General features: G+C 46.0%; 25 protein-coding genes. 6 read left to right on the forward strand and 19 right to left on the reverse strand.

Features of this window, described 5'->3' with window-relative positions; all coding sequences use genetic code 11:
* Nucleotides 1–106: 106 nt before the first annotated feature.
* The 3 genes from PMG25_RS06820 to PMG25_RS06830 form a co-directional block, all read right to left on the reverse strand.
* Complete coding sequence (locus PMG25_RS06820; RefSeq protein WP_283766151.1) at nucleotides 107–748, reverse strand: pentapeptide repeat-containing protein; 642 nt, start codon at nucleotides 746–748, stop codon at nucleotides 107–109.
* A gap of 67 nt (nucleotides 749–815) precedes the next feature.
* Nucleotides 816–2,177, reverse strand: a complete 1,362-nt coding sequence (locus PMG25_RS06825) for a DICT sensory domain-containing protein (RefSeq protein WP_283766152.1) — start codon at nucleotides 2,175–2,177, stop codon at nucleotides 816–818.
* 168 nt (nucleotides 2,178–2,345) lie between these two features.
* Nucleotides 2,346–3,947 carry a photosystem II high light acclimation radical SAM protein gene (locus tag PMG25_RS06830; RefSeq protein WP_283766153.1) on the reverse strand — a complete coding sequence of 534 codons (1,602 nt, stop codon included), beginning with the start codon at nucleotides 3,945–3,947 and terminating at the stop codon, nucleotides 2,346–2,348.
* 320 nt (nucleotides 3,948–4,267) lie between these two features.
* Here PMG25_RS06830 and PMG25_RS06835 point away from each other — a divergent pair, with 320 nt between their 5' ends.
* The 3 genes from PMG25_RS06835 (at nucleotide 4,268) to PMG25_RS06845 (ending at nucleotide 5,723) form a co-directional block, all read left to right on the forward strand.
* On the forward strand, nucleotides 4,268–4,630 hold the full coding sequence (locus tag PMG25_RS06835) for a DUF1830 domain-containing protein (protein WP_283766154.1): 363 nt from the start codon (nucleotides 4,268–4,270) through the stop codon (nucleotides 4,628–4,630).
* A 75-nt stretch (nucleotides 4,631–4,705) separates the two neighbouring features.
* Nucleotides 4,706–5,143, forward strand: coding sequence for a DUF4079 domain-containing protein (locus PMG25_RS06840; protein WP_283766155.1), 438 nt, complete (start codon nucleotides 4,706–4,708; stop codon nucleotides 5,141–5,143).
* 16 nt (nucleotides 5,144–5,159) lie between these two features.
* On the forward strand, nucleotides 5,160–5,723 hold the full coding sequence (locus tag PMG25_RS06845; protein ID WP_283766156.1) for a hypothetical protein: 564 nt from the start codon (nucleotides 5,160–5,162) through the stop codon (nucleotides 5,721–5,723).
* Nucleotides 5,724–5,785: 62 nt separating this feature from the next.
* On the opposite strand, the gene PMG25_RS06850 is transcribed toward PMG25_RS06845, so the two are convergent.
* Nucleotides 5,786–6,553 carry a response regulator transcription factor gene (locus tag PMG25_RS06850; RefSeq protein ID WP_283766157.1) on the reverse strand — a complete coding sequence of 256 codons (768 nt, stop codon included), beginning with the start codon at nucleotides 6,551–6,553 and terminating at the stop codon, nucleotides 5,786–5,788.
* A gap of 337 nt (nucleotides 6,554–6,890) precedes the next feature.
* On the opposite strand from PMG25_RS06850, the gene PMG25_RS06855 reads away from it, so the two are divergent.
* Nucleotides 6,891–7,139, forward strand: coding sequence for a DUF6761 family protein (locus PMG25_RS06855; protein WP_347178764.1), 249 nt, complete (start codon nucleotides 6,891–6,893; stop codon nucleotides 7,137–7,139).
* A 130-nt stretch (nucleotides 7,140–7,269) separates the two neighbouring features.
* Here PMG25_RS06855 and grxD read toward each other — a convergent pair whose 3' ends face one another.
* The 3 genes from grxD to PMG25_RS06870 all read right to left on the reverse strand — a co-directional run bounded on the left by grxD (nucleotide 7,270) and on the right by PMG25_RS06870 (nucleotide 8,644).
* The gene (gene grxD, locus PMG25_RS06860) at nucleotides 7,270–7,593 is read right to left on the reverse strand and encodes a Grx4 family monothiol glutaredoxin (protein ID WP_283766159.1); all 324 of its coding nucleotides are present in this window, start codon (nucleotides 7,591–7,593) and stop codon (nucleotides 7,270–7,272) included.
* 78 nt (nucleotides 7,594–7,671) lie between these two features.
* Nucleotides 7,672–7,923, reverse strand: coding sequence for a BolA family protein (locus tag PMG25_RS06865; RefSeq protein ID WP_283761424.1), 252 nt, complete (start codon nucleotides 7,921–7,923; stop codon nucleotides 7,672–7,674).
* 106 nt (nucleotides 7,924–8,029) lie between these two features.
* Nucleotides 8,030–8,644, reverse strand: coding sequence for a hypothetical protein (locus tag PMG25_RS06870; protein WP_283766160.1), 615 nt, complete (start codon nucleotides 8,642–8,644; stop codon nucleotides 8,030–8,032).
* A 128-nt stretch (nucleotides 8,645–8,772) separates the two neighbouring features.
* On the opposite strand from PMG25_RS06870, the gene PMG25_RS06875 reads away from it, so the two are divergent.
* Nucleotides 8,773–10,926 (forward strand): S8 family serine peptidase, encoded by a 2,154-nt coding sequence (locus tag PMG25_RS06875; protein ID WP_283766161.1) that lies wholly within the window; start codon nucleotides 8,773–8,775, stop codon nucleotides 10,924–10,926.
* Between the two features lie 20 nt (nucleotides 10,927–10,946).
* Complete coding sequence (locus PMG25_RS06880; protein WP_283766162.1) at nucleotides 10,947–11,570, forward strand: hypothetical protein; 624 nt, start codon at nucleotides 10,947–10,949, stop codon at nucleotides 11,568–11,570.
* Nucleotides 11,571–11,906: 336 nt separating this feature from the next.
* On the opposite strand, the gene PMG25_RS06885 is transcribed toward PMG25_RS06880, so the two are convergent.
* The 12 genes from PMG25_RS06885 to PMG25_RS06940 form a co-directional block, all read right to left on the reverse strand.
* The gene (locus PMG25_RS06885) at nucleotides 11,907–12,512 is read right to left on the reverse strand and encodes a Uma2 family endonuclease (RefSeq protein ID WP_283766163.1); all 606 of its coding nucleotides are present in this window, start codon (nucleotides 12,510–12,512) and stop codon (nucleotides 11,907–11,909) included.
* Nucleotides 12,509–13,096: a Uma2 family endonuclease gene (locus PMG25_RS06890; protein ID WP_283766164.1), complete on the reverse strand. Its 588-nt coding sequence runs from the start codon at nucleotides 13,094–13,096 to the stop codon at nucleotides 12,509–12,511. The genes PMG25_RS06885 and PMG25_RS06890 overlap by 4 nt, the downstream gene beginning before the upstream one ends.
* Nucleotides 13,097–13,119: 23 nt before the next feature.
* Nucleotides 13,120–13,713, reverse strand: a complete 594-nt coding sequence (locus PMG25_RS06895; RefSeq protein ID WP_283766165.1) for a class I SAM-dependent methyltransferase — start codon at nucleotides 13,711–13,713, stop codon at nucleotides 13,120–13,122.
* A 94-nt stretch (nucleotides 13,714–13,807) separates the two neighbouring features.
* The gene (gene petG / locus PMG25_RS06900; protein ID WP_283752269.1) at nucleotides 13,808–13,918 is read right to left on the reverse strand and encodes a cytochrome b6-f complex subunit V; all 111 of its coding nucleotides are present in this window, start codon (nucleotides 13,916–13,918) and stop codon (nucleotides 13,808–13,810) included.
* A 53-nt stretch (nucleotides 13,919–13,971) separates the two neighbouring features.
* Nucleotides 13,972–15,135, reverse strand: coding sequence for a murein transglycosylase A (gene mltA / locus PMG25_RS06905; protein ID WP_283766166.1), 1,164 nt, complete (start codon nucleotides 15,133–15,135; stop codon nucleotides 13,972–13,974).
* An 8-nt stretch (nucleotides 15,136–15,143) separates the two neighbouring features.
* The gene (locus PMG25_RS06910; protein ID WP_283766167.1) at nucleotides 15,144–15,407 is read right to left on the reverse strand and encodes a hypothetical protein; all 264 of its coding nucleotides are present in this window, start codon (nucleotides 15,405–15,407) and stop codon (nucleotides 15,144–15,146) included.
* A 98-nt stretch (nucleotides 15,408–15,505) separates the two neighbouring features.
* Nucleotides 15,506–15,970, reverse strand: coding sequence for a type II toxin-antitoxin system VapC family toxin (locus PMG25_RS06915; RefSeq protein ID WP_283766168.1), 465 nt, complete (start codon nucleotides 15,968–15,970; stop codon nucleotides 15,506–15,508).
* Nucleotides 15,971–16,237, reverse strand: a complete 267-nt coding sequence (locus PMG25_RS06920) for a hypothetical protein (RefSeq protein WP_283766169.1) — start codon at nucleotides 16,235–16,237, stop codon at nucleotides 15,971–15,973. It lies immediately after the preceding gene.
* A gap of 36 nt (nucleotides 16,238–16,273) precedes the next feature.
* Nucleotides 16,274–16,504, reverse strand: a complete 231-nt coding sequence (locus tag PMG25_RS06925; protein ID WP_283766170.1) for a hypothetical protein — start codon at nucleotides 16,502–16,504, stop codon at nucleotides 16,274–16,276.
* Between the two features lie 8 nt (nucleotides 16,505–16,512).
* Nucleotides 16,513–16,776 carry a hypothetical protein gene (locus PMG25_RS06930; protein WP_283766171.1) on the reverse strand — a complete coding sequence of 88 codons (264 nt, stop codon included), beginning with the start codon at nucleotides 16,774–16,776 and terminating at the stop codon, nucleotides 16,513–16,515.
* Nucleotides 16,777–16,878: 102 nt separating this feature from the next.
* A complete protein-coding gene (hisB, locus tag PMG25_RS06935) occupies nucleotides 16,879–17,472 on the reverse strand; it encodes an imidazoleglycerol-phosphate dehydratase HisB (protein WP_283766172.1) in 594 nt (197 codons plus the stop codon).
* Nucleotides 17,473–17,604: 132 nt separating this feature from the next.
* Nucleotides 17,605–20,382, reverse strand: coding sequence for a PAS domain S-box protein (locus tag PMG25_RS06940; protein ID WP_283766173.1), 2,778 nt, complete (start codon nucleotides 20,380–20,382; stop codon nucleotides 17,605–17,607).
* Between the last annotated feature and the right edge of the window lie 97 nt (nucleotides 20,383–20,479).

Below are 20,479 nucleotides of genomic sequence, written 5' to 3' on the forward strand. Positions count from 1 at the left end.
TGCGATGACTCCATGGAATCTTTTATGGCATTCCTAAAGCGTATTTGAAGACCAACTAGAGGCGATCGCACAACTGAACCTTTGAGCATCCATCCTACACCCAGACTTATCCAGGATTCTGGCTCGTTCCCACTAAACAAGCACCATCCCAATTGATTCCGGTTAGATTTGCGCCCTCTAATTCTGCACAGAGTAAATGGGCTTCTCTCAAATTAGCTCCGATCAAATTAGCTCCGCGTAAGTCAGCTTCTTCTAGATCGGCTTGAGTTAAACTGGCTCCTTGAAGATCGGCATAGCTTAAATCGACCCCTTTGAGGTTAGCGTTATTTAAGTTCGCCCCTCGCAAGTCGCTACCTCGAAGATCTGCCCCTTGGAGGTTAACCCCCATCAGGTTGACTCCACTCAAGAAAGCGCCTGCTAAAGAGGCTTGAGTTAAGATTGCTCCCATCAAATTTGCCCCTCTCAGGTTACTGCCTCGTAAGTCAGCTTGAGTGAGATCGGCTTGCATCAGGTTCGATCCCAGTAAATTACCCCGAAGATCGGCCCCGATCAGTTTGGCCCCCATCAGATTGGCTCCATCGAGTCTTGCTCCTTTGAGATTAGCATAGGAGAGCGTTGTCCCTACTAAGTTAGCACCTGCTAAGTTGGCTTGTGAGAGTTCAGCCTCCTGGAGATCTTCATCTTCTAAGTTTACTCCTGCAAGGTGTTTGAGATTTCCAGCACGAAGGTTGACCAGATCTAATTCCATAGTATTCATCAGATTAGTATTCATCAGATTAATCATTAGCTTGACTTATGTTAACTTCTCGATCAGTTTAGAGTGATTCCAGGGAAGAAACGGGGGCTTGATGTTCATCCAGTAACCAAATGCCTGACGCAATTTTAGGAGTCATGCTGGAGACCTGCAATCCTTGCTGGATTCCACGTACTAACAACGTTAATGTTTCCACTAATTTGGGATCGAATTGGGTTCCCGCTAGGGATTGGCAGTATTCTAGGGCGGCGATCGCCGAGTCCTCCACCTGTCGATCCTGGATCTGGTTTTCAAAGGTGACAATAAGACTCAAAATCCGAGATTCAATCGGGATTTGATCGTAGCTCAGACCTTCCGGTTTTCCCGAACCATCCCAATGTTCCGTTTGATGGCTAATGATATGGGCGATCGCCTGAAGTTGGGGCATTATCCGCAAAATTGAAGGCTTAGGTAACTCGGAGGCCTTCTCCTGAAGTTCTTGTTGCCGTTTACTTTGATAAGGATCGAGGCTTTCGGGTATACCTTGTAAACTCGGCAGTCGATGCAAGAGCGCTGCTAACCGTAAGCGTTTCACTTGCCAGACAGGTAAATCCAGCAATTGTCCCATCACCTCTGACAGGGCAGCCACTTCCGTCGCTGCATTAGGGTTGCTCAACTCCGCTTGATCTGTCACCTGAGCCATACGCAACAAGGCTTGAACTTTATTCGAGCGCAAGTTATCTGTCAGGTCTTGAAACTGATATAAAGGAGAGTTACTGGCGTAGGGAGTGAGTTGGTTTTGGCAGGTTTGCAGATAATCGACAACGGAGGAAACCACCGCATTGAGCATATCGGCATCTGGGGGTTTAGGGGTGAGGTTCTGTAGGCGATCGCTCAACCGTTGGGCTAACTGGCGATCGTAGCTGTGTAGATGCTCGGCTACTAAGCTGACTGTTTCCTTGACTAAGTGGGGTTCAAACGTCCAAAACCCATAAAATTTCCGTTCATAGTCATGATCTGGACATCCTTTCACCCCATAGTCGGCGGCAGATAATTCTTGACAGAGAACCATAGCCGTATAATTGGGCGAAAGGATAATCAAGTGCCATTCCTGACAAACCGGATCGTTACTTTGTAAGCCGACCAATTGCACATTGGGTAATTGACTGGTCGGATGTTGGGTAAATCCCGTATCTTCCGTCGCTAAGATCGCCACTTCTGAGGCCTGCTGGGCTAAGGCTCGATAGCGTTCTGCTTCTTGCTCATACCATTTACCCTGCTGGAAGGCTGCAATCAGCAGGGGGCGATCGTCACATTGCAGAATAAAATCTTCTAAGGCATGGCACAGAGCAACCAACGTATTTTTATAGTAGACCCCAAAGTTAAGGGGTTGGGTATTTTGGTGAGCTGTATGCAGTTTTTGCAGGATTGAGCCAGTTAACATTGGTTTATCTTATCAGTCAGTTATGAAATACTCATCTTCAATTCGTGCTTTACATTGTAAAACCTGGCTTTAAGAAAAACCAGGTTGTTTTCAAGGGAATAGGAAATAGGGAATAGGAAAAACGGTTTTTCCCGTAAAAGTACCTATCTAAGGGGATATGGAGCTTTTTTAAGAGCCAACGCCGGTTAACTGCTTACCGCTTTCTACTTTAGGGGTAAGGGGAGCGCTGAGGGCTTCATTGAGACTGGCGCGACCGAGCCGTTCTTCTAAAATTTGCATCACTTCCCGGCCAAAGTCATTGGGATTGCGTTGCCATGCGGCTAAACAAACTTGACCAAAAAATGATCCTAACGGTTCTGGATTCCAGAGTAATTTGCGAGCAGTCCAGGGCATCATGCTCATGGGATCGTAGTCAGGTTTGAGTATGCCTTGGTCAAAGGCATATTGTTCCAGGTGAGTATGGGGTTGTAACCCGATAAAAAAGATAGCGGGTTCGACTTTATCGGCTCCGAAAATTTCTTCTAGGGCGCGATGATAGGCGATCGTTTGTCGAATGGTGTCATAGGTTTCGTCAATCACATTGAAGGAATAATTGACGGATACGAGATCGTTAAATCCGGCTGCTTTTAAGTCCCGACAGTTTTCTAAGACCACCCGCAGATTATAGCCCATTCGCATTTTGCGGACTAATTCTTGGGAGCCACTGGTAATGCCGATTTCAAAGTAGTTCATGCCGGTTTTGACCATGAGATCGCATAGTTCGGGGGTGAGGTTATCGGCACGAATATAGGAAGCCCAGTGAATGTCGGTTAAACCAGCATCGAGGATTTTTTGCAAGAGTTCGATCGCATCGGGGATGAATTTCCGAGCGGGAATAAATTGGGCATCGGTAAACCAGAAGTTCTTCACTCCCCGGTCATAGAGTTGGCGCATTTCGTTGACGACTTCATCGGCGGGGTTAATGCGGACTTTTTTGCCTTCAACAACGGTATAGATACAGTAGCAACAGTTATGGGGACAACCCCGTTTGGTTTGTACGCCGAGGTAAAAGTCTGGATCTTGCAGGTAGTAGGTGAAGGCGGGCCAAATGTGTTCGATGTAAGTGTAGTCGCAGGCGGTTTTTTCTAGGGGGGTGGGGGGTTCGTGGATGAGGCGATCGCGGGGTACACTCTGACCCACAACATAACAACGCTCGTTACTGATGTCTTCATCCTTTAAGAGTTTCTCTAATAGGGTTTCTCCTTCGCCAACGGAAATAACGGTTCCTGGGGGAAGGGAGCGACCGAGTTGTTGATAAAAGACACTCACCGCGCCGCCTCCGACGACTAAGCGGGTATGGGGGTTATACTGTCTAGCTCGCTTTAAACCGCGCTTAATCAGGCTGAGATTGCGCCAGAGTTCCCCATAGTAGGCGGTGGCTAATCGCAAACCACCGAAAGCGCCTCGCAGTTTAATGAAGGGATTGAGGCTGTAGTAAAATTCAAAGGCATTTTGTAGGGGGTTGCCGCTTCTTCCGCCTACGGGGGCATAGATTTGAATATCTCGCCAGGAGAAGATCAGTAAGTTGGGGCGAAACCGATCGATCGCCTCGTCTAGGGCTTGTTTATAGTCTAGAGGGGGGATGGTTCCCAGGTCGAAGATCTGTTGTTCTACTGAGGGGAACTGCTTGTGGATGTGATCGGCCAGATAGACGACACCGATGGGAAAGATGGGATTGCAGGGAAGGCGGACGTACAGAAGGCGATCGCCAGTAATGGAGGTAGCGTGCATAGGGCGTTTCCTGTTCTCAAGCTGGGTTTGTGAGATTTTTTCACATAACTTTACGATAACATTGGTTTTGGGATCTGTCGGAGGGAATTTTTACCTAGGGAGCGGGGACTTCGATTAGATTTACTAATCATCAGCATTAGAAATGATCATGAATCACTCCCCAGAAAAACCTTATGAAAGTCTGTAGGACTGAGATTGAGAGGCCAAAAATAGAGATTAAAAAACGGTTAATGGTAGTCGCGTTTACAACCTGTTGGGATCGGAAGTGTTAGAGTATCTAAGTAAGCTAATATGCATTGTTTTTGATCTTTTCATAGAATATGGCACAAATTCTCGATCCCCTACCCCCAGAGCAGTCTTATCGTATTCTTTGCTGCTATGTAAATGCCACCAGTAAAGTGCAAATTGCTCGGATCTGTAATATTCAAAATTGGTACTTTGAACGGGTGGTCTTTCCCGGACAGCGTTTAGTCTTTGAATCGGTTCCAGAAGCCCTATTGGAAATACACTCAGGGATGATGGCCAGCGCAATTTTATCGGATAAAATTCCTTGCGATCGCTTAAAACTCCAAGAGTTAGGCACAGAAGAGCAAGGTCATATCCTCAAAGAATCTAAAGTGCTACCTAAAGTGATCAACACTTTAACTCCCACTAAATCACCGGTTCTAACTTCTATTGATTAAGGGAAAGATGGTGAGTTAATCTGGGTTAAAATCTCAATTTTAGATAGTTACCTTTAATAAATACTGTTTGCATTTGTGGATCTTCCTTCATTTTTATGGCTCTGGAAAATAGCGGCTTGGTCAATGGGTCTGGCCCTATTTTCCTATGGCTTATTAGCCATGACAGGAACCGGAATCTGGTGGAGCCGACAAAATCGCCAATCCTTACCTGAGTGGTGGCGATCGCTCCACTATCTCCTCGGTTCAATTTTGGTGTTTCTGGTACTGTTACTGCTGGCGATCGGAATTGTAGGAACCCTAGGTCATTACGGTAGTCTGGGCCATTCCTCCCACCTATTTGCCGGTCTGTTAGTGGTGGCTTTAGTCCTCATTTCTGCCACCAGTGCCACCCAAATCAGTTCCCAAAGACCTTGGGCCCGGCCCCTCCATCTGATTACTAACACGATCCTGTTTATTGGGTTTAGCTGGGTTTCCCTTACCGGATGGAGTGTGGTACAAAAATATCTACCCTGAATCAATCAACCCAATTATGCGCGATCGCCCCCAGCAACCCTCATCCCAGTTTAGAATTTCCCCCCTCATCCGTATCCCCCTATTCACCCTCTATATTGCCCTCACTGTACCCTTACCGATTTTGGCTAGGGTAACCTCCTCCGAAATTTCTCCCACCCTTCTGTGGTTGGCCCTTGCCCTAGGAGCTATCATTCTCTGGGGATCGCTCAGTGAAAGAGTCACAGTAGACGATCGCCAAATTCAAGTTAACTATGCTTCCTGGGTCTTTTGGGCCAAAAACCGCCATTGGTCTTTACCCTGGTCAGAGATCCAGTCCTTGAAACCCAGAACAACAGGACAAGGAGGATTAGTCTATTATTTCCTGGCTAAATCGGGGGATGCCTACTTACTCCCCATGCGAATTGCCGGATTTGCCCAACTGGTGCGGCACGTGCAAGAAAAAACCGAAATTGACACCAGCAACGTCAAACCTCTAGCCCAACCCTGGATGTATGCCCTTTTATTAGGCTTTAGTCTTATGCTCCTAGGAATGGATGTTTGGACGATCTCCACGGCCCTACACCAAGTTCCACTCTCATGAGATACAAGGCAAGGGTAAAACCTGATTTTCCTTCTTGCCTCTTGCCTCTTGCCTTTTGCCTCTTAATCCGATTGTTTCATCGGTAACGTATACTGGGCAGACAGAGAAGGGGAACGAGTGGGATAAGGCGATCGCCTCTGCTGGGCTAGGGCATCCTGATTAAACCGATAACCCACCTTACGCACCGTTTGAATCACATGGGGTTGGCGGGGATCGATCTCAATTTTCTTGCGTAACGACAGGACATGGGTATCCACCGTCCGAGGGTTATCAATCTCATCGGGCCAAGCTCTTTGCAGCAACTGGGAGCGGCTGAGAGGTTGTCCTCCCACTTGAGCGAGGGCATAAAGGAGACTGAATTCTTGGGGAGTTAAATCGATAGTTGCTCCCTTAAGAGAAACCCGCCGTTGCACCAAATCAATCTTCAGGTCACCATAGTTCAGATAGGCCGGAGGTGTAAGTTTTTGCTGTCGGCGAATGAGGGCTTGCACCCGTGCCATAAACTCCTGCATTCCGAAAGGTTTGGTCAGATAATCATCTGCACCCGCTTGCAGTCCAGCGACGACATCTGTCTCCGCATCGCGAGCGGAGAGCATTAAAATCCAGGATTTCTGTTGATTGTAAATCCACTGACAAAGCTCTAACCCTTGTCCTCCAGAAATACTACTATCTAAAACCACTAAAGTCGGTTCTCGTACCATGTAGACATGGCGGGCGCTGGCACTATCGGCGGATTGATAAACACCATAGCCAGCTTGCTGTAAGTGCCAACCGAGAAGCGATCGCAGATGGGGGTTACTTTCTATAATCTGAATACCGATCGAGACCACTTCGGTTAAATTTCCTTATCACACTATGCAGCATTGACTCCCCCTACCTTAACAAAGCTTGATAAAGGTTTTTGTAGTTGTGGATACCGAGTATTCTATGGGCTAATTTTTCAGGATCGCTACAGAATTTGGGGGGTTTGGGTATGCTAAGTTTAAGAAACTCTAGCTAATTTCCTATCTGGATTTTGTCTGGAGATTCGTTAAAATAAGAATATCAATGCGATTCTTCGATTGACCGATCCGGATTTTGCCTATCGGGAAGTGAACAGACCAAAGGATCGACCCTTAAGATACCCAACGGTGAAGTTCAGTTTATGCTCAGGAGACAACCCCTATGATGCTTCAGGATACTCAAACCATTCGTTTTTACCAAAAAATTACTGATGCTCTTGTAGACCTCTGGAATCGAGGATACCGCTATGACGATTTGCGTATGTATTTAGAGGGCTATCTGGCGGCATTAAGACATTCTAACTGTATTGAAACCTATTTAGTCCATCGCCTGGAAGAAGAAGCCTATCGATATTTACGCGATCGATCCAATTTTGAAATGCCCTTACCGGAACCGGAGACCAAATTTTACTAGCCCATTGAGACAATGGGCGATCGCTGGTTTTTAGGTTGTTTCAAAACAAAAATCTATCCCCCGGTAGTTTTGAGATCTGCTCGATCCTCGAATAACTACCGGGGGATTACTGATCGATGGGGTCACTTGTCTAGGAGGCTAAAGCTACTTCCAGCATCTGAGCCAGTTCTCCACTTTGGAATAACTCAATCATAATGTCACAGCCGCCAATAAATTCCCCGTTAACATAAACCTGGGGAATGGTTGGCCAGTTAGAATACTCTTTAATCCCCTGGCGAATCTGATCGTTTTGCAATACATCTATGGTTTCATAGGGAACTGCCAGATGATTCAGGATCTGCACCACATTATTGGAAAATCCACATTGGGGCATCATTTTATTGCCCTTCATAAACACAACAATCTTGTTCTGTTGAATGACATTATCAAAGTTTGCTTTCAGTTCTGGAGTCATAGTGATTTCGTGAGGATAGTAGGACAACAACCTTAAAATCGGCTTCAGAGAATCGATCTTAACTGATTTTTAAGAATTTTACTGGGAAGTTTCAAATTGTTCTGGGGTATAGGTTTTTAAACCCAAGGCATGAATAGCATTACTAGCCATAGCTTCCTGAACGGCCGCATAAACCAACTGATGTTGTTGTACCGGTCTTTTGCCTTCAAACTCACGGGAGACGACGATCGCCTCATAGTGATCGCCCCCTCCCGTCATATCCTTAAGTTGAATTTGGGCATCGGGAAGCTTGGCTTTAATCATTGCTTCCACTTCGGCTGGACGAACCATGCAAGACTCCTTATGATTAGTTACGATCAATCGTTCTCAATTCTTTATTGTAGCGATCGCTCTTGAGAGACTCAAGGGGATAAACCACTCGATACCCTTATGGGTTCTATTGAGGAGTCCCAGAGGTCGGTTCACTATCATTAGGTTTGGGATAAGGAGACTCCACAAAGCCCAATTCAAAAAGCTGTTGATAGGCCTTTTTCCCCATTTCCGTAGTCGGGTTTTGAGAGCGAATTACCTGTACCAGCAGGGGAACCGCTAAGTCGGCTTCATTTTGAGCGCGATGAACCAGGGCAAGCTGATAGGTGGCTTCATCCCGTTTTTGCGCCGTTTCCACAGCTAGATCCCGTTGACTATTGGCAATGCGGTTATCAATCCCCGAAAAACTAGCAGCCAACTCTTGATAAAAATTAGAGAGTTGGTTAAACACCTGACGAGCATCTTGGAGTTTTTGCTGCGCTAGGGCATAATTTTCATTGCCGACAGCTTCAGCCGCTTCTCCCATGAGGCGCTCGGCCCCGACCATGCTCAGTAAGCTGTTTTCTTGGTTCAAGGGGCGAAATTCGTTGGCACTGCCTTCTTCGGCGGTGGTTTGAGCGTCTTGCGCTGCAAGTTGCTGGTTGGTAGATTGCCCAACGGCAACGTTAGTCAAGGCGATCGCAGACGTACAAACGGCTAAAGTCGTCGCTTGTAAGATTCGAGAGGGTTTTAAGGATACCATGAGTTGTAAGAGCTAGGGTGAAGACTAACAATATAAAACAAATCTAAACATTAATTTAGCAGACAGTTCCCCCTTTCATCTGTTCCAATCCAGAGCAATAGACAAACGATCGCAAAGAAGTGGTGAAGATGGTTAATTTTTTTGAGCAGTTGCGGCGCTTTCTGGGGAGTGAACCCAGTTCTCCCCCAGATCAGTCCTCCGCTCCCGTCCAGGCAAAATCTCCGATCCCAGAGTCAGACATCGGCTTGGTACTGCAACGGGGGGGCGAACAATGGCTTTTAGAAAAAGCCCCGGATCGGCTCACGGTGGCCGTCAAGTCCCAGACCTCTCCCGATGATTGGCACAGGGATCTGCCCTCCTTAGCCACTCGCCCCATTTCCGCCCATTTCTCCGAATTAACCGTCGATCCCCAAAGCTTAGAAACAGCCATTACCTCCGCTCGCAGTTCCCAAGATGTGGCCTTTGCCAGCCATGTCTATCAGATCAAAGATGCGCCGGGAACCTACACCTATTTGTCCAACGAGATCACCATTCAATGGTCAGAACCGAGCGATAAACCAACCCGCAACGGCCTGATTCAACAGTATGGCTTGCGGGAGATCAAACCCGTGGACACCCTTCCAGATACCTGGGTCTATCAACTGACGGAAAACTCGACCGAAAATCCGATTAAAATTGCTAACCGTCTGATGGCTTCTCCCGCCGTAGTTGCGGCTGAACCTAATTTAATTATCCCCAGCCAACCCATGTATCGCCCCACAGATGGGTTTTATAGTCAACAATGGTATCTCAATCATAATGGGGGCAATACTCTGGCCACCGGCTCTCACATCGATGCCGAACGAGCTTGGGATATGACTAGGGGCGATCGCTCCATTGTCGTCGCTGTCGCCGATGATGCCATGGATCTCAACCATCCCGACTTCCAAGGACTTGGCAAAATTGTCGCCCCCAAAGACTTCAAAGGCCAAGACTTTATCCCCCAACCCGAAGGACTGGTAGAAAACCATGGAACCTCCTGTGCCGGAGTTGCCATTGCCGAAGAAAACGGCTCCGGGATCGTCGGAGTCGCCCCCGGATGCTCCCTGATGCCCGTCCGCACCACCGGCTTCCTGGATGATAATTCCATCGAACAACTCTTTGATTGGTGTGTTAATCGCGGCGCTGCCGTCATTTCCTGTAGTTGGGGGCCAGCCGCCGTTAACTTTCCCCTCTCCCTGCGCCAAAATGCTGCCCTCACCAAAGCCGCCACCCAAGGCCGACAGGGGAAAGGCTGTGTGATTGTTTTTGCCTCTGGTAATGCCAACCGCCCCATCAACGACACGGTTTATGAGCAAGGCTGGCCCAATAATGTCATTTCTGGCAATACCCGATGGTTAGCCGGGTTTCCTATCCATCCCAATGTGATTGCTGTCTCTGCCTGTTCCAGTCTGAGCAAAAAAGCCATTTACAGCAACTGGGGGAAAGAAATCGCCGTTTGTGCCCCTTCCAATAATGCCCCTCCAGGGATTTGGCTGCAACAAACCGGCTTTATCCAAACCCCTCCGGCTGTCACCAGTGCCACCCCAGGGTTAGGGGTATTTACTACTGATCGAGTCGGGGGGGCAGGCTATGGAACCGGAGATTTTACCGGCACGTTTGGGGGAACCTCTAGTGCTTGTCCCATTGTGGCTGGAGTGGCGGCGCTTGTCTTATCGGCAAATCCTAATTTAACAGCCGCCCAGGTCAAGCAAATTTTAATCTCCAATACCGATAAAATTACGGATCTAGACCCCGATCCTCAGTTTGGCTTTCGTAAGGGCACTTATGATAGTAGCGGCCATTCTGAGTGGTTTGGCTATGGTAAAGTGAATGCCTATAAAGCAGTTTCGGCTGCTGCGCGATCGCGTCCTACTCCTCCCACTGTCAGTCGCTGGATTCAACGCCAAAATTATGCCAGCGTCGCCATTCGCGATTATGATAGTCGTGGCATTAGCAGCTCGATGTATATTTCTGAAAGCAATGCATTACGGGATATCCAAGTTACCGTCGATATCGATCACAGTTTCTTAGGCGATATTCAAGTGAGTCTAATTGCTCCCAATAATCAAACGATTTTGCTACAAAACCGGACATTAGCGAGACAAACCCGACTTCAGCATACCTATACCTCTGCCCAACGTCCCTTATTAAAAAGATTAGTTAATCTCTCGGTTCGCGGAGTTTGGAAGTTACAAGTCATTGACCATGCTTTAGGTAATACGGGCACATTAAGAGGTTGGGTATTGACATTAGGAATTTAAAGCAAGGGCTGTAACTAACGATGTCTCGATTGACCATTATCAAGCCAGAGCAATCCTATACTTTTGCGGATTACTTTAAACTCAACTTTGCCCCGCAAGATATTCTGGCCTATTTTCAGGTTTCGTTGCAACGGCGATCGCTACACTTTCCCCAGTATACTGGCCCTCTCGATCGCCTACTCAACCTCAAAACCCGCATTGAAGAGAGTCTCCCCCGTCTTAGCCTCACCAGCGAAATGGCACGGCGAGAATTTTTAATCGCCCCCGTTTTAACCGACTTGCTCCACTATACCCAAGCCACCCTCAATGTTGAATATCCCGTTGTCGTGAGCCATCAACTCAAAGGTTCCCTCGATTATCTGCTGCAAAATGATGGGGTTTTCCTCGTCATTGAAGCTAAAAATGAAGATCTAGAACGGGGTTTTGTGCAACTGGCGATCGAACTCATTGCCCTCGATCAATGGATCGAGTCCGATCAAACCCTCCTCCAGGGAGCAATTTCCACCGGCAATATCTGGCAATTCGCTCAATTCGATCGCCACTCTCGTCAAGTCACTCAAGACCTTAATCTTTACCGTGTCCCCGCCGATCTAGAAGACCTCCTACGCATTTTAGTTCAAACTCTGAATCATGAGAGCGCGTAGTGGACTGTTTCAACTAAAATAGGGCATTAGCGTAGTGCCGTGACAACCCTAAAATGGTGGGTTACGGCGGATTGATAGATTGCTGTCAGAGTCTAGGTTTTAGCCGCCTAACCCACCCTACGCTAATGCACATTTTTAGCTGTGTCACGGCAGTAGGGTGCGTTAGCGACAGCGCAGGGCACTTTATATCAAATCCTTAAAAATACAGCATTTTTCGCTGTTATGTGGCACATTAATTGCGGTTTTTCAAGATAGCCACAATAGCTCAAAGCCAGATTGAGCCTGTTTTTCACTCCCCCCATTCCCCCACTACAGCTCTTTGCGCTGTATGCTACATTATCGGGTTAAAACATCCTCTAATTGCAACTGTATATCGGGAAATATCGGAGAAACAATCGATTCTCTTAACCGATATTGCTGCTGATTATACTCCTCTCCCTCTAATTGACAAACCGTAAATGTGGGTTGCTTTGGTTTCCCAATAAATGCCGTTCCCCCCAATCCCCTAAAGTCTACAATCCAATATTCAGGAATTCCCAACAGCGCATATTCTTCCACTTTGCGAGCATAGTCATTTTCCCAGTTAGAACTGACCACTTCTACCACCAGCTTAATCGAGCGCCCCAAGGTAATAATCGGTTCTCTTTGCCATAGGGGTTCACGGTCTAATAGAGTTTCATCTAAAACCAGAACATCAGGACGACGCGCTGTAGCGATATCGGCAAACGGTTGAATTAAGCAGGTGCGGGGAATGAACCAGGGATGTTGAGCATGGGTAATCGCAATCCCAATTTTAGTTGCTAGTTTACCACTTACCGTTTCATGGGGGCCAGTGGGTTCCATATCGACTAATTCTCCATCGGCTAATTCATAACGAAAATCATCGCCGTATTCAGCAACGAATTGCTCAAAGGTTAGTAATTTAGTCGAAGTGTAAATCATAATTTAGAAGCTAAAATTTGACTGGCGGTTAGCTGAAGTTGTGGGAATGTGGGGGAGTTGATGAGTTGTTCGCCTTGAAATTCGGTTAGATTATACAATCCATGATCTAATTGACCAAGGGTTACTTTTTGTTCCAGAGGGTCTACAATCCAATATTCAGGAATATTTAGCACACTATATTCAGATTGTTTAGAGCGATAGTCATCCATTTTGGTGGAGGGACTGACAACTTCAACTACGAGCAATGGGGGCGGTTCATTCAGGTTAATGACGGCTTCCCGTTCGGCCATGTCTTCCCATTGTTCTTGAGATAAGAGGGTAATATCGGGAATGCGGCAGGTATCCCAACGACCTCCACGAGGGGAGCGAACGGCAACTAAACCGGGTAGGACGGTTAAGGGTTCTTTGGATGTGGCTAAAGTCTGCTCAAATTGCAGCAGTAAAAAACGAATAATTGCCCCATGTTTTCCTGTTCCTAAACTCATCGCTACTAATTCTCCATTGACCAGTTCGTAGCGAGTATCTGTGCCATCCTCATAGGTTAGATATTCCTCAAAGCTTATTTTTTGGGTCGTCAGAGTCATAACTGCTTAGTCGAGTTTAATGTTTAGGGTACTAATGGCTCGTAAATCATCCGAGTCTGAATGGAAATGCCCAGAGTGGGAGACTTCCATCCCAGAATCCAATAATCTTCTTTTGCATTGGGGAAAGGAGTTTGGCAGTGGTTGTAAACGGTACAAGCAAAATTTTTGATATATTCTTCTGTTGTCTCATCAAGACTGATAAAAACTGCTTTGCGAGCGATTCGATGAATTTCCTTCAAAGCCGCTTCAATATCTTCAACAAACAATAAAGAACTTAAGCAAAAGACAAAATCGTAAGACTTACTTGCAACACTTGCTAGAGCAGTTTCAATCGGCTGGTGAATGACTTGGTAGCCTCTTTGGGCGGCAATTTCTAGCATTTTGCCAGAAATATCAATTCCTGTATACTGAAAATCTCCTTCCAGAAGCTGACTTAGGAAACCGGTTCCATAACCGATATCGAGAATTTTGCCTGTGGCTTGAGTCCCATAATATTTTTGAAAGATTTTGTGAGCTTCAAGCACTTGTTGAGCATTGCAATCTGGATCTTTTAAGGTTTCGTCATATTTAGGTGCAAACTTGTCGTAAAACTGCTCGGCTGAAATTTTATTAGACATGGTTTTTCTGTAAGGTTATTGATCTTGATGCGTTGGCCAGCAGGTTGGGTTCGCCGGTTGCGTCCTCCAACCTACTGATTGCTCCTAGGGAGATCTAACCGAGTTGATTGCCTCGTTTGTACTGGAGATAGGCAGCTACAAACAAGCCAGCGAGGGTAATGGGAATTAAGCCGAGTACGATGCCGGAAACTAGGGGTTCTACCATGGGTTTAGGTTCTCCTTTTGAATTGGTGTGATGATAACGGTGTGTTTTCTATCCTATCGCTTCAGGAGCAGGTAATAAAGCTCTCCGTTGGAGTGGGTTAACCCTGCGCGATCGCCCGCTTCTTGTCCAGTTCCCATAAAGACATCCACCCGTCCCGCTCCTTTGATGGCGCTTCCGGTATCTTGATCGAGGACAAACCGACTTACCCAAGTGGGTTCGAGCTGCCCCCGTGCATTGCGTTCGGGAAGGGGAGCCTGAATGAGAGCCAGAGCGCCTGGAGGCATGAGGGATTTATCGGTGGCAATGGAGCGCCCCGCAGTGACGGGTACGCTTAAATTCCCGGTGGCGGGTTGTCCCTGGGTTTCCTTAAAAAAGATAAAACTTTGATTGCGGGGTAAATACTCGTTCATCTGTTCGGGGAACTGATGAAAATAGTCGATGAGTTTGGGTAAGGTTAAGGACTCTAGGGGAAAGATGCCCGCGTTCACCAGTTCTTTACCAATGCTGGTATAAGGATGATCGGTTTTCCCCGCATATCCAACAGTCATCACCTGGCCATTGGGAAGTTGGATCTGGGCAGAACCTTGGACATGGACGAGAAAGGCTTCTAGGCGATCGCCCAGCCAAACGATTTCGGTTCCTCGTAGGGGACTTTGCCACCCTAGTCCATCTTCCCCTTCCAGTTGGCGACGGGTGGGATGGGGTGTCTCCCAGTCCTCGAAGTCTGCGGGACGAGCATAGAGGGGATAGCGATATTGGGCGGTTCGGGTGCGACTTCCGGCATAGGTGGGTTCAAAATAGCCGGTAAACCCGACGGTTCCTTGCCCATCGTTTCCGACGGACTGATACCAGGTAAATTCTCGCTGCACGGCTCTCTGGAGTTCGGCGGCACTGCGGGAAGAAACGAGGATCTGGCGAAAGCGAATTAATGACCGACGGACGCGATCGCGGGTAATCTCTGGATGGTTTAATTCGGTGTAGTCTTCGATCGCCTTGGGCGTTTGCAAATATTGCAAACTATAATCAATGGCCCTTAAGAGCGATCTTTTATCTCCAGAAGGGCCAAACAGGCGATCGTCCCAACCCAGATCCCCCTCCCCTCTCTGGGTGACTTCTAGGGCATCTACCGCAGGAGAAGGTAAGGGAGTCTGCCCCCAAACTAGAGGCATCCAACTGAGTCCAAGGGTTAAAATCAGGGAGGTGAGGAGGGGTTTCATAGAGTGTGCTAATCATCCATAGGAGTTCGATCGATACTGCTGGTATACACCGGTTCGACCCGGATCGCCAGGATACTGATCGGACGAATGACCATATATTCCCCTTCTGTGGTTTTTATGGGTACGCTTACAAAGTCGTCACTGTCTTTTTTCTGTACCACCTCAGCCGCGTACCATTTCTGAAAGTCTTTAATGGTGGGAAAGCGTACTACTTCTCGGTGTCCGCCATTCATGAGCAAATGGACGGCATATTCATCTGGAGTTCTAGGCATGATTGTCGGATTTCAAAATAACTCACCAGACACTATTATGGGACGCGATCGCACTAAAATCACGATTGGGTGATGGGTAATGGGTAATAGGAAAATCATTAGGGATAAGCATTAGGATTTTCAACCCTTAAGCCTTCACTAGCGGCTGCAAGATTCAATTCATGATCGGCCGAAACAAAAATCAATGCAGGCAATTGATTGGTAATACAGGCAGAATGAACAGCGCAGCCAGCCGCAAGTTGAATGGCATCATAACCTCGCAATCCGTAAGTTTCTGATAGCGTCATTGCCGAATTAATAATTATTTCTGTAATTTCAATTACTTGATATTGATTGTGTAAATCAAATCTAAATTGATCGCGAGCTAAGGTAGCGTCCGATATACTGATACTGCCACCGCGCGATCGCCGGGTTATGGCTGCGATCACTTCTACTGCCGTAATTGCCACAACAAACAGTTCATGATTAAGACTGCGATCACATAATCTAACCACCCAAGTCGAGCCGATCTCATTAAGGTAACGTTTAACTAGAGCGCTGCTATCTAGAAAGTAAATCGTCATCTAGCGCCGTTCTTCGATAATGGTTTCCGAAACAGGCTTTCCTTTGACTGGAATCAGCGATCGTTCATTTGTAGATATTACGCTTGGTTGTTTTATTTGCTTAACTAAACCCGCATCAAGCAAAGATTGATGAAAAGCCGCTCGATGATCAGAACTCGGTTTTTTTTGGGCAATCGACTTGGCAACAGCTCCTTCGATCTGATAGAGATCTTCAATCTCTAAAGTCTGCAATCGTTCCAGGATTTGGGGTAAAGTAATTTCTGTCATAGTGTGACTATTTTGCTGAGAGCCTCTGCAATTATGCTAACATGACTTAATCGGGAAATACTGCAAACTACAATCAATGGCCCTTAAGAGCGATCGCTTATCTCCAGAAGGGCCAAACAGGCGATCGCCCCAACCCAGATCCCCCTCCCCTCTCTGGGTGACTTCCAGCGCATCCACCGCAGGAGAAGGTGAAGGAGTCTGCCCCCAAACTGGAGGCATCCAAGTGAGTCCAACCGTTAAAATCAGGGAGGTGAGGAGGGGTTTCATAGAGTGTGCTAATCATCCATGGGAGTTCGATCTATACTGCTGGTATACACTGGTTCTACCCGGATAGCCAGTATACTATTGGGGCGAATGACCATGTATTCCCCTTCAGTGGTTTTCATGGGGACGCTTACAAAGTCGTCACTATCTTTTTTCTGCACCACCTCAGCCGCGTACCACTTCTGAAAGTCTTTGATGGTCGGAAAGCGTACAATTTCTCGGTGTCCTCCACTCATGAGTAAATGGACGGCATATTCATCTGGAGTTCTAGGCATGATTGTAGGATTTCAAAATAACTCACCAGACACTATTATGGGACGCGATCGCACTAAAATCACGATTTGGCGATCGGTGAATGGATAATTAGTTGTCTTCAACTACAATACGCCCTTAGAGCTAGGAATAGCACTGGCTCGACGGGGATCGATTTCTAGGGCCATTCTCATGGAACGGGCAAAGGCTTTGAAGGTGGCTTCGATAATATGATGGGAGTTGATCCCATCAAGTTGACGGATATGGAGGGTCATTTGGGAATGGTTCACCACTGCTACAAAGAACTCGCGTACCAATTGGGTGTCATAGGTTCCCACTCGTTCCGTGGGAAGAGTTAACCCGTAACTCAGATGGGGCCGTCCAGAGAAGTCGAGGGCCACTTGCACTAGCGCTTCATCTAGGGGGGCAATAAAATGGCCAAAGCGGAATATGCCTTTGCGATCGCCTAATGCTTTGGCTAATGCTTGACCGAGAGTAATCCCCACATCCTCATTGGTATGATGGTCATCAATTTCCCAATCTCCCTGTGCTTCTACTTCCAGGTCAATCAGTCCATGGGATGAAATTTGATGGAGCATATGGTCAAGAAAGGGAATGCCTGTTTTGGCGCTACATTTTCCCTGGCCATCCAAATTTAAGAATACGGTAACATCGGTTTCCCCGGTTACGCGATGAACTGAAGCTGTGCGCTCACCCATTTCCATTGTTCTCTGATTGTCTTTATTACATCAGTTTATGATACAGCGATTTGTGGCTGGATATAGCATTTATACTTCTTCAGGGGGACTTTTAAGAGAACCTATTACCTCGTTACCACGCGAAGCGCTGTATTAGATCATCTGAACCGGTAATGTTATGACCCACTCTATCCCTTCAGATACTTTGCTCAAACATTCAATGGTTCCCTGATGCTGCTCTGTAATAATTTGATAGCTAATGGAGAGTCCTAACCCTGTTCCTTGACCCACATCTTTAGTTGTAAAAAATGGATCAAATAATCGAGGTTTTATGGACTCTTTAATACCGATACCATTATCAATAATACTGATTTGCACTGAGCGATCGCCGATCGTTCGAGTGATAATGCTGATTTCCCCTAGATAGGATTGAACGTTGTCCGAGGAGCGATCGCGCTCTTCAATGGCATCAATGGCATTCATGATTAAATTCATAAACACCTGATGCAATTGATCGGGATAACATTCTACCAAGGGTAACTTACCATATTGTTTTTTGAGCTGAATCTCTCGACGATTTTCATCTCCTTGTAATCGACATTGTAATAACGTTAACGTACTGTCCAATCCTTGATGAATATCTACCGCTTTAATCCCTACCTGATCGATATGAGAAAAGGTACGCAAAGAAGAAACAATCGCATCAATTCGATTTGCCCCTTCCTTCATCGATTGCAAAATTTTTGCTAGGTCTTCCACTAAAAATTCAAAATCTATTTCTTCGATAGTTTCAGAAACCTGTTGCTCAGGATTTGGATAGGAGTTCTGATAAGCTTCAATCACACTCATCAAGTCTTTGATATAACTTTCAGCATAGCCCAAATTTCCATAGATAAAACTAACAGGATTATTGATTTCATGGGCAATTCCGGCAACCAATTGCCCCAAACTCGACATTTTCTCAGTTTGGATAAGTTGGGATTGAGCCTGACGTAATTCGGCTAAAGTTTTCTCCAGCTCTTGAGTTTGCTGTCTTAATTTATATTCAGACTCTCGCAAGTCAGATTCTGCCTGTTTACGAGCCGTTATATTTTCTTGAATTCCTAAAAAATGAGTTATTTTTTGATCGGCATTGAAGATAGGAGAAATAGTCGCATGGGCCCAATACAGAGAACCATCTTTGCGTTGGTTATGAAACTCACCCCGCCATTCATTTCCTGATTGAATCGTTTGCCATAATTCCTGATAATATTCCTTGCTCTGTTCTCCCGAATTTAAGATTCGCGGTGTTTTTCCTAGAACTTCTTGCACAGTATACCCGGTCATTTCAGTAAACTGGGAATTAACATATTCAATTCTCCCTTTTAAATCAGTAATTAGAATTCCATTGGCACTTTGTTCAACGGCTTGGGAGAGTTTACGCACTTGCTCTTCTGCCTTGCGGCGAGCTGTAATATCTAAACTATACTCAATCATTTGTACCAAGTTTCCTTGAATATCCAAAATAGGATAGGCATGAACTTCTACAATAAGTGGGTTACCTTGGGCATCAAAATGAATATGTTCAACCACAGTTGGCTCTTTCGTTTTTCGCAGTATTTCTAACGGACAAGGATGAGCCTGATCCCTGTCGTCACTACAAGGACTGTTCCGTTTATGGGTCAACGTATAACAGGTTGTATTTTTAAAAGTCCCCATTTGTTTCGCCGCAGTATTAGCTGTAATAATTTTATGATTGGTGACATCAATGACATAAAAAGAATCGGCTAGAGAGTTAATAACATTATTTAAAAAATCATTTTGTTGCACAAGCTTAACTTCTGCTTCCCTATGTTTAACTTGTGCATCCGTTAACCATCTAGCAAGGATTAAAATGATCGCTGCTAACAGGAGAAACGGTAGTGTAATTTTTTTCTGAATGGGGAGTAGAATTGCCTGAATCTCTTCCGGGGGTACATAGGACACCACTTTCCAATAATACTCCGATGCACCGATCTCCAATTCACTGGGACTAAAGGCATCTGAAGCACCGGTGCTGGATCGTTGTCCCTCCACTAAGGGATAGAGGGTGACAAACGTAAATAAGCCGTTATCTGTATAAAATTGACCTTGACTATCTTGACTAATGCGTTGCCATTCCTGGGGAAACTGTTCGGCGAAGGTTTGCGGGAGGTCAGTGGGGCGATCGCGATACATAAACCCCCATAACTGCGATGGTGAAGCTCCGGTCAACCAAAACCCTTCCCCATTTAATAACATTAGATTGCCTGGAGCATGGATCGCATCCTTTTTTAACTCCGTTAAGAGTTGATTTCCCAGATAATTCAGTAACAGGATGCCTCGTTTATCTCCTTGCCGATCGAACACCGGCATCCCAAACCGAATCATGGGTTTTAAGGGCTGTTCAATTGTGCCGTTTTCCATGTTCAAATCAAAGGGAGAAATAAAAATTTCTCCAGCAGAAAGTACCCAGGTATCTTGAAAGTAATAACGATTTCCTTTATTTTGGAGTTGTTCTACATCCACAATCGAGGGTTGACCGGCATTAAAATTAACTCGAACATTTTCCAGCCCTGTTTCATCTAAAAACCGAATCTGATCGTAGAGTTGTTTATGGACAGAAAAGTGAAAGAATTCAAGGGCTACAGCATTCTGTTGCTGAACTGTTGCTTCCGTAAGATACATTTGTAGATCGTTCAGTTCAGCTAAAATATTTAAATCGGATACAATTAATTCAAATTCTCTGGAAATTCGATCGGTTTGCCCTTTAAGGCTATGGGTTGCTTGGATTTTTAACAAGGTTTTCGCTTGCTTGACTTCTTGAATATAGATAACAGTGGTAATCGTAGCAATAGGGGCGATAAACATGAAAAACGCGATCGGTAATCGCCATGCTTTTTTAGATTGAATCCAAGAGATAATATGAGTCATGGTGTATTGTCCTGCTCCAACTCATTGACTGATTGAAACTTACAGTACGTTGCACCCCATCACCCCGATCCAATTTAACAAAATTGAGGAATAGCGA

Source organism: Roseofilum capinflatum BLCC-M114 (genome assembly GCF_030068505.1).
Taxonomy (GTDB): Bacteria; Cyanobacteriota; Cyanobacteriia; order Cyanobacteriales; family Desertifilaceae; genus Roseofilum; species Roseofilum capinflatum.

Coding starts and splice junctions, on each gene's coding strand:
- PMG25_RS06885 (WP_283766163.1), bottom strand. CDS start 12,512: ATGATTTACACTTCGACTAAATTACTAACCTTTGAGCAATTCGTTGCT.
- PMG25_RS06940 (WP_283766173.1), bottom strand. CDS start 20,382: ATGACTCATATTATCTCTTGGATTCAATCTAAAAAAGCATGGCGATTA.
- petG (WP_283752269.1), bottom strand. CDS start 13,918: ATGGTAGAACCCCTAGTTTCCGGCATCGTACTCGGCTTAATTCCCATT.
- PMG25_RS06920 (WP_283766169.1), bottom strand. CDS start 16,237: ATGACAGAAATTACTTTACCCCAAATCCTGGAACGATTGCAGACTTTA.
- PMG25_RS06855 (WP_347178764.1), top strand. CDS start 6,891: ATGCTTCAGGATACTCAAACCATTCGTTTTTACCAAAAAATTACTGAT.
- PMG25_RS06910 (WP_283766167.1), bottom strand. CDS start 15,407: ATGCCTAGAACTCCAGATGAATATGCCGTCCATTTGCTCATGAATGGC.
- PMG25_RS06875 (WP_283766161.1), top strand. CDS start 8,773: ATGGTTAATTTTTTTGAGCAGTTGCGGCGCTTTCTGGGGAGTGAACCC.
- PMG25_RS06880 (WP_283766162.1), top strand. CDS start 10,947: ATGTCTCGATTGACCATTATCAAGCCAGAGCAATCCTATACTTTTGCG.
- PMG25_RS06890 (WP_283766164.1), bottom strand. CDS start 13,096: ATGACTCTGACGACCCAAAAAATAAGCTTTGAGGAATATCTAACCTAT.
- mltA (WP_283766166.1), bottom strand. CDS start 15,135: ATGAAACCCCTCCTCACCTCCCTGATTTTAACCCTTGGACTCAGTTGG.
- PMG25_RS06845 (WP_283766156.1), top strand. CDS start 5,160: ATGCGCGATCGCCCCCAGCAACCCTCATCCCAGTTTAGAATTTCCCCC.
- PMG25_RS06870 (WP_283766160.1), bottom strand. CDS start 8,644: ATGGTATCCTTAAAACCCTCTCGAATCTTACAAGCGACGACTTTAGCC.
- PMG25_RS06825 (WP_283766152.1), bottom strand. CDS start 2,177: ATGTTAACTGGCTCAATCCTGCAAAAACTGCATACAGCTCACCAAAAT.
- hisB (WP_283766172.1), bottom strand. CDS start 17,472: ATGGGTGAGCGCACAGCTTCAGTTCATCGCGTAACCGGGGAAACCGAT.
- PMG25_RS06915 (WP_283766168.1), bottom strand. CDS start 15,970: ATGACGATTTACTTTCTAGATAGCAGCGCTCTAGTTAAACGTTACCTT.
- PMG25_RS06865 (WP_283761424.1), bottom strand. CDS start 7,923: ATGGTTCGTCCAGCCGAAGTGGAAGCAATGATTAAAGCCAAGCTTCCC.
- PMG25_RS06820 (WP_283766151.1), bottom strand. CDS start 748: ATGGAATTAGATCTGGTCAACCTTCGTGCTGGAAATCTCAAACACCTT.
- grxD (WP_283766159.1), bottom strand. CDS start 7,593: ATGACTCCAGAACTGAAAGCAAACTTTGATAATGTCATTCAACAGAAC.
- PMG25_RS06895 (WP_283766165.1), bottom strand. CDS start 13,713: ATGTCTAATAAAATTTCAGCCGAGCAGTTTTACGACAAGTTTGCACCT.
- PMG25_RS06835 (WP_283766154.1), top strand. CDS start 4,268: ATGGCACAAATTCTCGATCCCCTACCCCCAGAGCAGTCTTATCGTATT.
- PMG25_RS06830 (WP_283766153.1), bottom strand. CDS start 3,947: ATGCACGCTACCTCCATTACTGGCGATCGCCTTCTGTACGTCCGCCTT.
- PMG25_RS06925 (WP_283766170.1), bottom strand. CDS start 16,504: ATGAAACCCCTCCTCACCTCCCTGATTTTAACGGTTGGACTCACTTGG.
- PMG25_RS06930 (WP_283766171.1), bottom strand. CDS start 16,776: ATGCCTAGAACTCCAGATGAATATGCCGTCCATTTACTCATGAGTGGA.